This is a genomic window from Brevibacterium sp. LE-L (assembly GCF_050214925.1).
Lineage (GTDB): Bacteria > Actinomycetota > Actinomycetes > Actinomycetales > Brevibacteriaceae > Brevibacterium.
This window is the reverse complement of record NZ_CP189759.1, coordinates 912,795-927,575: the sequence shown is the minus strand read 5'-3', so window position 1 is coordinate 927,575 and position 14,781 is coordinate 912,795. Positions and strand designations below refer to the sequence as shown.

Here is a 14,781-nt window from a genome sequence, read left to right as displayed (position 1 = left end):
GTGGACTCGCCGCAGTAGGGTGAGGACATGGAGCACAGATATCTGGGAAACAGCGGCCTGAAGATCTCCGAGATCACCTACGGAAACTGGCTGACGCACGGATCGCAGGTGGAGAACGACACGGCCACGAAATGCGTGCACGCCGCCCTCGACGCAGGGATCTCGACCTTCGACACCGCCGACGTCTATGCGAACACCGTGGCCGAACAGGTCCTCGGCGACGCACTGGCCGGCCAGCGGCGCGAATCGCTCGAGATCTTCACCAAGGTCTACTTCCCCACCGGTCCGAAGGGGCACAACGACACCGGCCTGTCGCGCAAACACATGATGGAGTCGATCAACGCCTCGCTGCGCCGGCTCGGCACCGATTATGTCGACCTCTACCAGGCCCACCGCTACGACTATGAGACCCCGCTGGAAGAGACGATGCAGGCCTTCGCCGATATCGTCCGCGCCGGCAAGGCGCTCTATATCGGGGTCAGCGAATGGAACGCCGATCAGCTGCGCGCCGCCCACCACATGGCGAAGGATCTGGGCATCCAACTCGTGTCGAACCAGCCGCAGTACAACATGCTCTGGCGCGTCATCGAGGAGCGCGTGATCCCGACGTCGAAGGAACTCGGCATCTCGCAGGTCGTGTGGTCGCCGATCGCCCAAGGTGCGCTGACCGGCAAATACAAGCCCGGCCAGCCGGTTCCCGCCGGCTCGCGAGCCACGGACGAGAAGGGAGGCTCCGACTTCATCAAGAGCCGCTACCTCCACGACGACATGCTCACAGCGATCGAAGACCTCGAACCCATCGCCGCCGATCTGGGTCTGACGATGGCGCAGCTCGCCGTCGCCTGGGTGCTCGCCAACGACAACGTCGCCACCGCACTCGTCGGCGCTTCACGCCCCGAACAGATCGCCTCGAACGCTGAAGCCGCCGGGGTCACGCTCACTCCCGAGGTCCTCGCCCGCATCGACGAAGTCCTCGGCGACCTGCCGGAGACGGACCCGACGAAAACGCAGTCACCGCCGACGAGGCTGACCTGAGTCCGCAAGGATTCGTGCCACGAACTCTTCGTCCGACTGGGGATTTTGACCGGTGTAGAAGTCCCCGTTGATGGCGTACGGCCGCAGGGGAACGCGGCATTTCTCGTACCTGGTCCCTGCAGCGACCGGTGCGTGGCACAGCAGCGCCAGCGGTAGTCCTGCTCTCAGGTGGCGCTTGAGGAGCTCACCGGAGACCTCGTCGAACGCGAGATCTTCCATGGACCCGTGCCTGCCTAGATAGAAGACGACGTCGTAGTCCGCCTCGTCAACGGCGGCGTTGCCGAGGCTGAGCTCGTCGAGCGTGGGACGAGCGCTCCGCGAACTCGCGGCCGGCGGGTGCATGTCCGCCATGTTCACGCAGATGAATAAGGGCCGCGGCGGACTCGACATCGCCGGCCAGGTGCTGCTTGCTCTACCCGGTGACGAATGCTGACTTCTCAACACCGTCCTACGAGCATTTCACTGAAGGCTTCCATCTCACCCAGGTTGGGACGAAAAGGTTCTGGGATCAGTACACGACCGACCCCGATCAGCATCGAGAGAGGTACGCCTCACGCTTCAGACACCCGATAAGGATCTGGTTGGCCTGCCCACGACACGCGTCATCATCGACGAGACGAATGTACTCCGTATCGAAGGCGAGCAGTATGCGAAGTCGACGCTGGTCGCGCGCAGACCCGCCATCGGTGCCCTCCGGAAGGCGCTCGGCACCGTTCCCTGACCTCACTCCTCGCGTGGAGCCGACGATCTCAGACCCGCCGAGGAGGCCCCGTCGATCCGCGGACGACGAGCGCCACAGGTTCGCGATGGTTGCCCAAGGTCGAGTCGGTGAGTCGGAGGTATGTCTGCCGTCCCATTTCGCGCAGATCCGCCTTGATCGTCGTCAGCCCCGGCTGGAGCAGGGCCGATGTCGACAGATCGTCATGGCCGACCACGGAGACATCGGCTCCGACTGACAGTCCCTGCTGTCTGACTGCGTGGTAGACATAGGCGGCAGTGTGGTCCGAGTTCGTGATGATGGCGGTGGGCCGTTGTCCCGGCGCAGCAGCGAACACGCCTCTCAGGTGGTCGGTCAGTCCGTCACCGCGGAGAGACGCATGAATCGGCATCGGCTCCAGGCCCCGAACCGAACACAGACGCAGGTACTCATCGAAGCGATCGCGATCGGGCATGAGATCGGCCGGCGCCGACAGCAGGGCGATGCGACGGTGTCCCAGGTTCTGGAGATGGTCGAAGGCCAGACGTACCGCGGAGACGTCATCCGGAGTGACGTGGGGAACTTCCGGTGCGGCGGCCAGGGTGGCATTGACGATGACCAGGGGCGTGTCCGGCTGCAGACTCTGCCAGAGCTTCACCGCAACGGCGTCGCCGACCGGCACGATCGCCAGACCGGCAGGTCTCCGGGACGCCAGCGAACGGACATGTGCATCCTCTCGCGCCGGGTCGAACTGCGTGTCAGTGGCGAGAATGGAGACGCCGTCCGGTTCGGCGTTCTCCTGCATCCCCATGAGCAGTTCGTTGAAGAACGGATTGGCGACGTTGCGGACGACCAGCCCCATCGTCATCGCCTTGCCGGTGCGCAGCTCGCGTGCCCGCGGATCGGGCTGATAGCCGAGTTCTGCTGCCACTTCGAGGATGTGCGATCTCGTCGCTTCGGACACCCCAGGTCGTTTGTTGAACACGAAGCTGACGAGAGATGGTGAGACGCCTGCGGCCTCGGCCACCGTTCGCACTGTGGGCCGTCGCCCCGCGTGTGCTCCAGAGCGCCCTGATGCCACCCCGTCCTCCTCGTCTCGACGGCTCATCGTCTCATCACCGCTGCGCAGGCGGAAAGCGCTCTCACATTACCGCGGATCCCGAGCCAGGGACTTCAGCAGCTCGGGCGACACCGGGACAAGGAGATCCTGGTTACGGTCGGCCGGCGACCCCTGCGCGTGGAGACCGCCGACGGAGCCAGGATCGTTTGCGCCGATCTCCCGATGCAACGACGCCAGATCGGCCAGATCGAGAGAACCGTCCGGCGCGGCCGGAACCTGCGAATCCACCATCGTGGTCCGCACCCTGAGCGCCTCGGCACCCGCGAAGATCTCGATGCTTCGAAACTGCACCGGCCATTCTGCGATGGATGCAGTCGACACTTCCCAGAAGCCGCCGCTCGCTCCCGGACGCGGAGTGATCTTGTTGATGTGAGTGTGGCCCGAGAGCCACAGGGCGACATTGCCGAACCGGTGGAGCAGCGCCTCGACGTCGGCGGCGAGGTGGCGCTTTCCCTTCTCCTCACCGTCATCGTAAGTTTCGCCTCCGAAGTCATTCGTCATCGTCGACAGGCCGTGGTGGGAGGCGATGACGACGATGCGATCCTCACCATCCGCCTGCACAGTGCTCCCGTCGACCGCGCGATAGCGGCTGTGCACTTCGGCTAGCCTCTCTTCCAGCCAGACGAATTGGGCATCATCGACGCAGCCGTCGACGTGACCGGCGATATTGGTGGTGTCCAAGACGATCATCCTGATCCCGGGAAGCCCGTCGTAGACATAGTAGGCATGCCCTGTGGTGAAGTTGTCCGCCGTGAATCCGTGGCCGCTCGGCGCCCCGGGTGCCGCGAGGTGCTGTTCGATGTACTCCCGCTTCGACACCATTCGGCGATCGTCCCGCGCTTCTATCTCGTCAGCGCGGCCCGTCGACACCCATGTGGGGTCCTCGACATAGGCGGAGAGCTTGTCACCGCTCGGAGCATCTGCGGGACGGTCGACCGGCTTCGACGAGCCGGTGAGGATGTCGTTGTAGCCCTCCGGCCGTGCGGCACGCCCCTGCACTAGGCAGTCGTGATTGCCGAAGCAGCTCAACCAGGGAATCCTCAGGCCGACGGCGTCGAACGGCTGCACCGAGGCGGCTACGGCGCCGGGATAGGTAGGCAGACCGAGGCTCGACTTCCAGACGTCCTCCGACCACGGCTCCGGGTTGTAGTAATGGTCGTCGCCTAGGCCCACGGGGGCATCGGAGAATCCGCGGGTGCCGGCGGCGGGTTCGATCCGCCCTCCCTCGAGACAGTTGAGGAACGTGGTGAGTTCATTGTGCTGCGCTGAGTCAGTGTTATCGCCGGTCGTGAGGGCGAGAGTCCACCTCTCGGGGTCCTCTGCGGCGAAAGCATTCATGCTGCGCACGATGAGTTCGATCGCCTGGGCCAGCATGAATTCCTGTGGGCGGTACGCAGGGAGCATCCGCTCCCAGCCCTTCTCCCCGACAAGCCGCTGAAGGAACTCCACTCTGCTCGGAGAGGCGAGATCTGCGATCTGGAAGTCCGTGAAATGGATGAGTCCGGCCATCGACCTCTCATCGGCTCTCGGACCTCCGCCCGAGCTCTGCGACATCAGGTCTCGGCGCTCGAGGTGGGGTTCGCCCGGGCCACGGTGCAGCCGACGGTAAGGTCGCTCTTCGCCGGGAACCAGCGTCGATTCGACCGAGGACACCACCGGGATACGGTTCTGCTCAAACACGAGCGGCCTCCTCGAAGTTGATCTCCTCCAGGCTGCGGTTCTTCGTCTCCGGAGCCATGAACACGCAGATCAGCAGACCGGCCGCGCCGACAGCGGCGAAGACCCAGAGAGCTGCGTTGTTCCCCCACGCGGCCACGAGGTTCGGAAACGCCAGCACGCCCAGAATTGATCCAATGCGGCTCACCGAGGTCGCGAGGCCCGATCCCGTTGCCCGCAGGGATGTCGGGAAGAGCTCGGTCGGATAGACGAAGTTGAGGATGCCGCCGCCGGAGTTCGCGAAAAGGACGGCGATGCTGAACAGAACGACGAGGAAGCCGAAGCTCGGTCCGACGACGGCGGCCAGCACGATGAGGGCAGCTGTGAGACCGGCGAAGGATGTGATGATGAGCGGACGCCGTCCCCAGGAGTCGACGAGGTTCATGCCGATGACGGAACCGACCAGCCCGAGAAGCGCGATGACTCCGGACCCGATGATCACACTGACGTGGGAGCCGCTGGTGAACGGCTCCAGAATGGTCGGTGTATACATAGAGATTCCGTAGTAGGCGGTGGCATAGCAGAACCAGAATCCGCAGACGAAAAGGGTGCGTCGGCGCTGTATACCTACGAAAAGCTTCGACGACTCGCCCGGCTTGGGGCGATCGTCGCCCGCGATCTCCGTCGCGGTCGGGCGCACGCCGGTGACCTTTTCGACGACGTTCTTAGCGTCTTCGGCTCGCCCGTGAGCGAGCAGCCAGCGCGGCGATTCGGGGAGCTGAACGCGGAAGATGAAGACGATGAGCGCGAAAGCCGCTCCCACCAGCAACAGCGCGCGCCAAGCGAAGTCTCCCAGCGGCAAGACTACGAGCCCGACGAGATAGGCGGCGACGGCTCCGACGAACCACATGGCGCCGAGGGAGGTGGAGAGCTTCCCTCGTCCCTTCTTGGAGGCGAATTCGGACACGATGGTCGCCGAGATCGGATAGTCGGCCCCGATCCCGATGCCGAGCAGGAACCGGAAGATGATGAGCTGCCAGACGTCTTGGGAGAACGCGGTCAGCGCCGCGAAAATCACGAAGGCGAGCAGGTCGATGACGTACATCGCTTTGCGGCCGAACCGGTCGGTGAGATTGCCGAGCACGGCGGCGCCGATGAATGAGCCGATGATCGCCGAGCTGGTGATCAGCGACTTCTCCCAGGCACCGACGTCCCATTCGTTGGCGATCATCGGGAGGGCGACCGCGATGACAGTCAGGTCGAACCCGTCGAGGAAGGTCCCACCTGCCGACAGGAGCGTCACCTTCCGTTGGAATCGTTTGGTCTTGGGGCTGTCGAAGCCGTCGAAATTCATGTCCTGCCACCTCGTCGTCTCTGAGCGCACGAATCGAGACGGACGCCGCCCCGAAATCCAGGTTGCTAAATCGATTTAAACGCTACACTGGCAAAAGTGTGCCGCACAAGCAATCGCCGGATGGAATCCGGTGGCGGCACGAGAATTCATCTCCACGCCACACTCACGCAAGACACTGCCGAGCATCGAATCGTCGAAAGCAGAACCGACACTTCAAGGAGCTGACCAGTATTGTCGAATGAACGCAACGGCGCTTCGAGACTCTGGGCGCTGCGACACGGTGAGAGTCGCGCCAACCGGGAGGGCGTCATCGTCAGCCGCCCGGGCACCGAGGCGTTCTTCTGGGCGAAGCTGACCGAATTGGGCCGAGAACAGGCCGCCGCAGGCGCGCGGGCCAATCCCCTCGCAGCCGATGCGCTCGTCATCACGAGCGACTTCGCACGCGCCCGGGAGACCGCTGAGATCGCTGCAGAGATCTGGGGCACGGGCGAGCCCCGCGTAGACACCCGCCTGCGAGAGCGGGACTTCGGATCGCTCGAGGGAGGCTCCTCCGCTCTTTACGACGGCGTGTGGGCCGCGGATACGCATGGCAGCCCCCTTCCGCCCGGAGTCGAAACGCCGGCCGAGGTCGCACTCCGCACGCGTAGCCTCGTGGAAGAGCTGCTACGTGCGCATGCGCCCTCGGACATCGTCCTCGTGGCGCACGGGGATGTCCTGCAGATCGCCGAGGCGTGGCTGCGCGGAATGACCCCGACCGCACACCGCACCCTGCCCCATCTGCGCAATGCCGAGCTCCGGCTCCTCACCTCGATGCCCGCCCGTTCGTCCAGCTTCACCCAGCACCCACGTTGATGAAATCACACTGACCCGGGGCTGCCTCGGCGAGAGCCGTGCGCTAAACTGCATGAGACCATTATATAACTTGGGAATTTATTCTCTGGGCGCGATGAGGGGCCGAATCGGCACGCATTCTCAGCAGGAGGCGTGTCGAGAGAAGAGACGCAGCGGACTATGAAGTGAAGGGATGCCATTGACGAACGGAGACAGCAACCAGCAGGACCCGGCAGACCGCACCCCGATCAACCGGAACCTCGTCCTCGCGGTCCTCGTCTCCGGCGCATTCGTCATCATCCTCAACCAGACCCTGCTCAACACCGCCCTGCCGGCGTTCATGGACTACTTCGACATCACCTCGGGCGCTGCCCAGTGGGTGACGACGAGCTTCATGCTCGTCAACGGCATCATGATCCCGGTGACCGCCTTCCTCATCCAGAAGTTCACCACCCGCGGACTGTTCTTCACTGCGATGGGCCTATTCATCGTCGGCACCCTCGTGTGCGCCATAGCGCCGGTCTACCCCGTGATGCTCATCGGCCGTGTCATCCAGGCCTCGGCCGGCGGCATCATCATGCCGCTGATGCAGACGATCCTCTTCGCGATCTTCCCTGTCGAGAAGCGCGGCTCGGCGATGGGCACCTTCGGCCTCGTCATCGCCTTCGCCCCGGCGATCGGACCGAGCCTCTCCGGCTGGATCGTCGACCACCTGCCCTGGCAGGTGCTGTTCTACATGATGCTGCCGATCGCCATCATCGATCTCGCCGTCGCCTACTTCCTGCTCAAGAACGTCACCGAACGCACCTTCCCCCGCCTCGACATCCTCTCGATCATCCTCTCCACCTTCGGCTTCGGCGGTCTGCTCTTCGGCTTCGGCACCGCCGGTGACGCGGGGTGGATCAGCGCCGAGGTGCTCGTCCCGCTGGCCATCGGCGCGGTGACGCTGACGCTGTTCATCCTGCGCCAGTCCAAGCTCGAGCAGCCGATCCTCGAGTTCCGCATCCTCCGCTACCGGATGTTCACCCTCAATACGCTGCTGGGCATGTGCGTGTTCATCGTCATGGTCGGCGGCATGATGGTGCTGCCGCTGTACATGCAGAACATGAACACCTTCTCGGCCATGGAGTCGGGCCTGGCCCTGTTGCCGGGAGCTGCCGTGATGGGGCTGATGTCGCCGGTGACCGGCCGCATCTTCGATGCGATCGGCGCGAAGTGGCTGGCCGTCGCCGGTTTCACTCTGCTCACGGGCACGACGTTCATGTTCGCCCGCCTCGAACCGGACACGTCGTTCGTCTACCTCGCCGTCGTCAACACCGTTCGGATGTTCGGCGTGGCCATGGTGATGATGCCGGTGACCACGGCGGCACTCAATCAGCTGCCCTCACACCTCATCCCGCACGGCACCGCGCTGAACAACACCATGCGTCAGATCGCGGCGTCCGTCGGCACCGCGGCCCTGGTGACGATCATGGTCTCGGCGGCCCGGAACCCGGAGGCCTACGGCGCGGCCGGACTGGTCCACGGCGCGAATGTCGCCTTCTTCGTCGCCGCCTGCGTCGGCGTCCTGGGCATTCTCGGATCGTTCTTCATCAGGAACTCCCACGGGCTCGAGGCGGGGCAGAAGAAGACGACGAAGAAGTAGCCTCAGGCTGTCCCTCCACCATCTGCCACGAGGTGCGCGGCCACGGCTCGGGCCTGCTTGAGCGCGTCCTCCGGCTCCACTGCGCCACTGAGGACAAGCGTGGCGTAGCCGTGGACGAGAGACCAGGCGGCCACCCCGAAATCGGCGTCCGGACCCGACCGGGTCTCGGCCACGCTGACCGAGAGAGCGGCTCCGGCTCGCTGACGCGCAGCCGCGAGATCCGCATCATCTTCGCGCAGCAGCCGAGGCTGGAACATCACGGTGAAGTGTGAGGGGCAGGCCAACGCGAACTCCACATAGGCGACACCGCGGGCGACGAGCCCGTGTTCGTCGCCGCCGGCATCTGCCGCGCCGTCGCGGCGATCACCGACGGAGTGGGCCCCGCCTCCGTCTCCGAACCCGCTCATCGCCTCCGCGAGCAGGTCGAACCCTTCGGCCGCGAGCGCCGTGAGCAGCCCGGCCTTGTCGCCGAAGTGATAGGTCGGCGCGGCATTCGAGACACCCGCCCGCTTCGCCAGAGCCCGCATGCTGAGTTTGGCGACGCCGTCCTCGGCGATCGCCGAGGCGGTCTGTGCCAGCAGCGTCCGCCTCAGATCCCCATGATGATAAGTCACACTTCGATCGTACCCGAGCAAACTTTCCATTGAAAAGATATTTTTCGGCGCTGTGTTCCGTCACCGGCCGCGAGGTCGGGCGAAACCGGCGCCGGCAGAAGCGGAGGACGCGTCACCGCCCTGAGTGCCGTTCCTGCACGGTCCGCGCAATCCATGACAGAGCCCCGGCGAGCAGCAGGGCCAGAGCACACAGCAGGAACGTCGACGACGATCCGAGATAGGTGAAGCCGAGCCCGCCGACCACTCCGGCGATGGCGAGACCGATGTCGAAGTTCATGTTCCACGCGACGCTGGCACGACTCGGCGTGCTCACCGAGGAGAAGGCCATGACAAGGCTCGCCGACTGCATGGTGCCCAATCCCAGACCGATGATGAGCATCGCGATGAACAGCGTCCCACCATAGAGGATCACGGCGCAGACCAGACCGATCGCGGCCAAGACGAGGCCGAGGATGTTGAGCGCGAAGGGCGGGAAGCTGTCGGCCACGTTGCCGGCGACGAAGCGTCCGATCACCGCCGAGACCTGCATGCCCGCAATGAACACGGCCGCTGCAGACACCTCGTCGCCCGGCCCGAAGCCGACGATGATGCCGAAGACGATCATCCCGACAAGGAACGGCGAGAGCATGAGGACGAGGCCGAGTGCACCACCGGCCCGGCGTCCGGCCCAGCGCAGGTTCCGCTTCTCGTTGCGCCCGGATCGGACCTCGACGGCGCCACCGCCATTGTCCGAGGTGCCGGCTTCGCCCTGCCCCCGCCGAGGGGCCCGCCCGGGAACGAACTTCAGCACCGTCGGGACGGCCAGGAGCAGACAGACGCAGACGATGATGCGGAACACCGAGATCGGGATCGTCTCCACCAGCCACAGTCCCAGCGGAGCACCGACGGCGGCGGCCAGGGAGGTGATTCCACCGAAGAAGCCGAGCGCCTTGCCGATCCGTCCCGGCGTCGTCGTGGCCGGCACCGCAGCATTGGCGAGGACGACGAAGAGACCGAACCCGATGCCTCCGCAGAGACCGGCGAGGACCAGCGCCGGCAGTGCCGGGCTGACGAACAGCCCGAGGAGCTGGCCGAGGAACTGCAAGACGATCGCGAACAGCAGCGAACCCTTGAAGCCGAACACACGACCGGCCCACGGTGCGAAGGACTGGACGGCGATGACGCCGATCATCATCGTCGTGAGCACGGATCCGCCGGTGACCGTCGACAGTCCGCTGGCTGCTGCGATCGTCACCGTCGTCGAATAGGTGAAGAAGAAGGCCGAGAAGCCGAACATCGCCGTCCACACCAAGCCCAGCAATGCCGGCGTGTAGGTCCGCTGGTGATGATGTTCAGGGCTCATAGTCCGAGGTTACGACATCTGAGCCTCCCCTGCTGTACGCACAGACATGTCGACCGGCGAGCCTGCTATCAGCAGAGACGCCTCAACCGGCGAGCCTGCCGGCGGCCAACAGCGCGGGGATCACCTCGTTGCGGGTCAGGGGCGCGAACTGGCGGTCCGCGGTGTCGGCCGGCAGCGGGGAGATGGGAAACCATCCGGCCTCGGCGATCTCGGCCAGGTGCGCGATGTTCTCGACATCGAGTCCGTCCGGCAGACCGTCGTAGCAGAACACATCGCCGATGACCCGATGATCGGCCTCGTTCGCGGCAGCGGCGGTGAATGTGCCCAAGGGCTGCAGCCGAGCTGAGCGCAGATCGAGTCCGAGCTCCTCGGCGATCTCTCTGACGATGGTGTCCTCGGCGGACTCCCCCGTCTCGGGCTTCCCACCGGGCAGCATGAACGCTGTGGTGCCCGCCTTGCGGACCATGAGCAGTTCCTCCCGCTCCGGGTGGAGGAGGACGAGCGCGGAGACGCGGATATCGTTCATTCCGACCACACCCCGGAGGTGCCTCGGCGGTGGGAGTCGAGCAGGTGGGTGTCGACCATGCCCACGGCCTCCATAAGGGCGTACATCGTGGTGGGGCCGACGAATCGGAACCCCTTCTTCTTCAGTGCCTTCGACAGTGCCGCGGATTCCGGCCCGGTGGTCGGGACTTCAGCGACGGTGCGCGGGCGCGGCGTCTGTGCCGGTCTGAACGACCAGAGGAACGCGTCGAGTCCGCCGTCTTCGCGCAGTTCGATGACGCGCGCGGCATTGCTGATGCAGGCTTCGATCTTCCCGCGGTGACGGATGATGCCGGCATCGCCGAGCAGCGCATCGATCTTCGCCTCACCGAAGGCCGCCACGGTCTCGGAGTCGAAACCGGCGAAGACCTCGCGGAAGCGTTCCCGCTTCTTGAGAATCGTCAGCCACGACAGTCCGGCCTGGAATCCTTCGAGGCTCATCCGCTCGAACAGTCCCGCTTCGTCGTGGATGGGCAGCCCCCACTCGGTGTCGTAGTAGCTCAGGAGCAGCGGATCGCCGTACGCCCACGGGGAGCGGGCCAGCCCGTCCTCACCGACGACCGCTCCCCCGCTGGCGGCTGACTGTGGTTCTTCGTCCATGAGGCAACCGTATCGCGACCGACTGACGCGGCTGCCCGGAGGACCGGATCGCGAATGTCAGACCGCTCGACTAGGGTGCGGCCATGACCTCTGTGCTGTTCCTCGGATTCGGCGCCATCGGCCGCCACATCGCCCAACTCCTCACCCCCGAGATCACCGCCGGCACGCTGACTGTGACCGCCCTGGTCTCGGACATGGCCAAGCACGCCGATCGCCCCCATCACGGCGCCGAGGTGGTCGACCTCGCCACGCTCACCGCCGACCTCGGCGAACCGAGCCCGCCACCGACAGCATCGCCCATCCCGTCACCGTCGCCGTCGCCGTCACCGAGGATGTTCGACGACTTCGACATCATCGTCGAATGCGCCGGGGTCCCTGCCGCCGCCCGGTTCGGTCCCGCTGTCATCGCCGCGGGCAAGCCGCTCGTGCTCACGAGCGTCGGTGCCCTCGCCGAGGCCGCAACCCGCGCGGCGCTGCTCGCCGGGCCCGGTCGCCTGCACGTGACGAATGGAGCCATCGGCGGACTCGATGTGCTCGAAGCCGCGGCACAGGCCGGTGGACTCGACACGGTCGAGATCACCACGTCAAAGGAGGCGACAGGGCTCATCCGACCGTGGATGTCCGAGACCGAGGCCGACCGGCTCCGCGCTCTTCGCCCTCAAGACGGTCCCGTGAGCGTCTTCGCTGGCAACCCCGCCGAGGCGATCGTGAAGTTCCCTGCCAACGTCAACATCGCGGTCGCCTTGGCATGGGCCATCCGCGGCCTGCCGGGAGCCTCTGCGCACACCGGAGGCGGCCTGCCCACCGGTGCCGACTCCGGGATCGAGGTCTCTCTGCTCGCGGACTCTCTCCAGCGGGTGCGGGTCGAACTCCTCGCCGTCGCCGGCCAGACCCAATCGGCGCACCAGGTTCGGGCGGCAGGATCGGCCGGCGAGTTCGCCTTCGACATCCGTTCGACCCCGAGCCCGGAGAACCCGGCCACCAGTGGTCTCACCGCCCTGTCGGTCACCCGCACCCTGCGCCGCGCGATCCGCGCATAAGCGCTCATCCACCGCTCGGCCGCCTCGGCGAAGGTCAGCCGCTGACCCGCTCGGCCGCCTCGGTGAGGCAATGACAACGCCCGGGACCATCGACCCATAGGTCGGTGTTCCCGGGCGTTGATCTCCGCGTGAGGACATCAGACTTCACTGAGGACCTCAGCGCCGGTGTCAGTCCTCGCCGGTGGCGATGTTCTCCTGCAGCTGGAGGAATTCGACGTGACGTTCGTACTGGTCGAGCACGTCATCGATGATCTGCTCCTTCGAGAAGCCCATGATGTCGTAGCCCTGACCGGTGCCGCCGTCGAGGTAGACCTCCATGCGGTAATAGTCCTCGCCGGAACCGCGGGGGACCATACCGCCGAAGGAGGGCACGCTGACCTTGTGCGGCCAGACCTGGTAGCGGAAGGGGTACTCCCCTTCCCCGTCGACCTCGAACTGGATGAGTTCGCCGTCTTCGACGAAGATGCCTTCGTTGTCGACGCGGCCGCAGCGGGAACTGATGCCTCGGCCTTCCATCTCTTCGGCCACCTCGGTGAGGGTCGGGGTGAGCACCTTCCGTTCGAACTCACGGGCACGAGCCTCGTTCGGGAAGGACAGGACACGGCCCAGCTGACGCTGCCAGGTCTCGTGGCCGGGACCGCGGGAGCGGCGGGCCAGAGAAGCGGGCAGGCTCGTGTCGATGCTGTCGACCCGGTGTGCTTCGACCCGCAGCGCCTTGTACAGACCGATCATCACGAGGATGACGACGAAGGCGAAGGGCAGGCCCATGATCACCGTCGCATTCTGCAACGCTCCGATCCCGCCGACGAGCAGCATCGACACCGTCAGGGCGCCGGTGGACAGTGCCCAGAAGATGCGCAGACCGGCACGACCGTCCTCCTGCGGGTTGCGCAGATTGGACGACAGATTCGCCATCACCAGGGCAGCGGAGTCCGCAGTGGTGACGTAGAACAGCAGGGCCGTGATCGTCGCCAGACCGGCGATGAAGGTGAAGGCCGGGTAGCGGGAGAGCAGATCGTAGAAGCCGCCCTCGGGGTTGAGAATGACCGACTCGCCGAACTTCTTGTCACCGCTGCGGATGACGTCCAGCGCCGAGTTTCCGTAGATCGAGATCCACATGAAGATGTAGATGAACGGAATCGTCAGGGTGCCGAGCACGAACTGGCGGATGGTTCGTCCGCGCGAGATGCGAGCGAGGAAGAGGCCGACGAACGAGGCGAAGGCGATCCACCAGGCCCAGAAGAACAGGGTCCAGTCGGTCATCCACGTGCCGGTGTCCTCAAAGGCGAAGGTCTGTCCGGCCATGTTCGGGAACAGGCGGATGAAGTCGGTGACGTTGAGGACGAGCGCATTGAGCAGGTACTGGGTGTTGCCGGCCACGAGCACCCACAGGCTCAGCCCGATCGCGAGGACGACGTTGAGAATGGACAGGAACTTGATGCCCTTGTCCACACCCGACACGGCAGAGAGAGTTGCGACGCCGACGCCGACGACGACGATGCCGACCTGAGTGGCGGTGCCGATCGGAATCCCGAAGACCGTGTTGAGACCGACGTTGACCATGACGACGCCGATGCCCAACGAGGTGGCCACACCGAAGATCGTGCCCAGCAGAGCAGCGAGGTCGACGGTCTCGCCCAGTGCACCTTGGACCCGTTTGCCGAAGATCGGGGCCAGCGCCGAACGGATCGCCAGCGGCATGTTCATCCGGTAGGCGAAATAGGCCAACGCCATACCCATGAGCGCGTAGAGACCCCAACCGCTCAGTCCGTAGTGGAACAGCGCCCACACGGTGGATTCGCGAGCGGCGTCGACCGTTTCGGCTTCGGTGCTCGGCGGAGTCAGATACATCGTGACCGGTTCGGCCACGGCGAAGAACATGAGGTCGGTGCTGATACCGGCGGCGAAGAGCATCGACGCCCAGGCCACAAGACCGAACTCGGGCTTCGAGTGCTCGGGACCGAGCTTCGTATTGCCGTAGCGGGAGGCGGCGAGGTAGATGACGAAGACGAGCACGGCGAGAACGAGGAGGACGTAGAACCATCCGAACCAGTCGGAGGTCCAGCCGACGACGGCGCCGAGAACCGCCTCGGCATTCGCGGGGGCGATAAGCGCCCAGAGGGTGATCGCCAGGGTGCCGAGGGCTGCGGCGATGAATACCCGCTTATTCACCGGCGGCAGCGAGGGCTTCGCACCGCCCTTCGTCTCTCCCTTCGAGTCACCCGGCGGGGTGTCGAGTGATGCTGACATGTGTGAGCTCCTTATCCGGACGCGGTCGCGTCGTGTCATCGGACCCGGTCGAAC

13 protein-coding genes are annotated in these 14,781 nt (G+C 65.2%); 4 read left to right on the top strand and 9 right to left on the bottom strand.

The window, feature by feature from the left end; all coding sequences use genetic code 11:
* The first annotated feature begins 27 nt into the window (after positions 1-27).
* Positions 28-1,035, top strand: a complete 1,008-nt coding sequence (locus ACQE2J_RS04095; protein ID WP_426937128.1) for an aldo/keto reductase family protein — start codon at positions 28-30, stop codon at positions 1,033-1,035.
* On the opposite strand, the gene ACQE2J_RS04090 is transcribed toward ACQE2J_RS04095, so the two are convergent.
* The 4 genes from ACQE2J_RS04090 to ACQE2J_RS04075 all read right to left on the bottom strand — a co-directional run bounded on the left by ACQE2J_RS04090 (position 1,012) and on the right by ACQE2J_RS04075 (position 5,862).
* Complete coding sequence (locus tag ACQE2J_RS04090; protein ID WP_426937127.1) at positions 1,012-1,377, bottom strand: hypothetical protein; 366 nt, start codon at positions 1,375-1,377, stop codon at positions 1,012-1,014. The genes ACQE2J_RS04095 and ACQE2J_RS04090 overlap by 24 nt on opposite strands.
* Before the next feature lie 407 nt (positions 1,378-1,784).
* A complete protein-coding gene (locus tag ACQE2J_RS04085) occupies positions 1,785-2,759 on the bottom strand; it encodes a LacI family DNA-binding transcriptional regulator (RefSeq protein WP_426937126.1) in 975 nt (324 codons plus the stop codon).
* Between the two features lie 120 nt (positions 2,760-2,879).
* Positions 2,880-4,532, bottom strand: coding sequence for a TIGR03767 family metallophosphoesterase (locus ACQE2J_RS04080; protein ID WP_426937125.1), 1,653 nt, complete (start codon positions 4,530-4,532; stop codon positions 2,880-2,882).
* Positions 4,525-5,862, bottom strand: coding sequence for an MFS transporter (locus ACQE2J_RS04075; protein ID WP_426937124.1), 1,338 nt, complete (start codon positions 5,860-5,862; stop codon positions 4,525-4,527). The genes ACQE2J_RS04080 and ACQE2J_RS04075 overlap by 8 nt, the downstream gene beginning before the upstream one ends.
* Before the next feature lie 231 nt (positions 5,863-6,093).
* On the opposite strand from ACQE2J_RS04075, the gene ACQE2J_RS04070 reads away from it, so the two are divergent.
* Together ACQE2J_RS04070 and ACQE2J_RS04065 are read left to right on the top strand one after the other, a co-directional pair.
* Entirely contained in the window at positions 6,094-6,714 is a 621-nt protein-coding gene (locus ACQE2J_RS04070) for a histidine phosphatase family protein (RefSeq protein WP_426937123.1), read from the top strand.
* Positions 6,715-6,886: 172 nt separating this feature from the next.
* Entirely contained in the window at positions 6,887-8,338 is a 1,452-nt protein-coding gene (locus ACQE2J_RS04065; RefSeq protein WP_426937122.1) for an MDR family MFS transporter, read from the top strand.
* 2 nt (positions 8,339-8,340) lie between these two features.
* Here the strand turns inward: ACQE2J_RS04065 and ACQE2J_RS04060 are convergent, their stop codons facing one another.
* The 4 genes from ACQE2J_RS04060 to ACQE2J_RS04045 all read right to left on the bottom strand — a co-directional run bounded on the left by ACQE2J_RS04060 (position 8,341) and on the right by ACQE2J_RS04045 (position 11,437).
* Positions 8,341-8,952: a TetR/AcrR family transcriptional regulator gene (locus tag ACQE2J_RS04060; RefSeq protein ID WP_426937121.1), complete on the bottom strand. Its 612-nt coding sequence runs from the start codon at positions 8,950-8,952 to the stop codon at positions 8,341-8,343.
* A gap of 112 nt (positions 8,953-9,064) precedes the next feature.
* Positions 9,065-10,294: an MFS transporter gene (locus tag ACQE2J_RS04055; protein WP_426937120.1), complete on the bottom strand. Its 1,230-nt coding sequence runs from the start codon at positions 10,292-10,294 to the stop codon at positions 9,065-9,067.
* 82 nt (positions 10,295-10,376) lie between these two features.
* Positions 10,377-10,820 (bottom strand): NUDIX hydrolase, encoded by a 444-nt coding sequence (locus ACQE2J_RS04050; RefSeq protein WP_426937119.1) that lies wholly within the window; start codon positions 10,818-10,820, stop codon positions 10,377-10,379.
* Positions 10,817-11,437: a DNA-3-methyladenine glycosylase I gene (locus tag ACQE2J_RS04045; protein ID WP_426937118.1), complete on the bottom strand. Its 621-nt coding sequence runs from the start codon at positions 11,435-11,437 to the stop codon at positions 10,817-10,819. Before ACQE2J_RS04045 ends, ACQE2J_RS04050 begins: the two co-directional genes overlap by 4 nt.
* Before the next feature lie 83 nt (positions 11,438-11,520).
* Between ACQE2J_RS04045 and ACQE2J_RS04040 the strand changes: the two genes are divergently transcribed.
* On the top strand, positions 11,521-12,477 hold the full coding sequence (locus tag ACQE2J_RS04040) for an aspartate dehydrogenase domain-containing protein (protein WP_425120199.1): 957 nt from the start codon (positions 11,521-11,523) through the stop codon (positions 12,475-12,477).
* 168 nt (positions 12,478-12,645) lie between these two features.
* On the opposite strand, the gene betT is transcribed toward ACQE2J_RS04040, so the two are convergent.
* Positions 12,646-14,727, bottom strand: coding sequence for a choline BCCT transporter BetT (gene betT / locus ACQE2J_RS04035; protein ID WP_426937117.1), 2,082 nt, complete (start codon positions 14,725-14,727; stop codon positions 12,646-12,648).
* Positions 14,728-14,781: the final 54 nt, after the last annotated feature.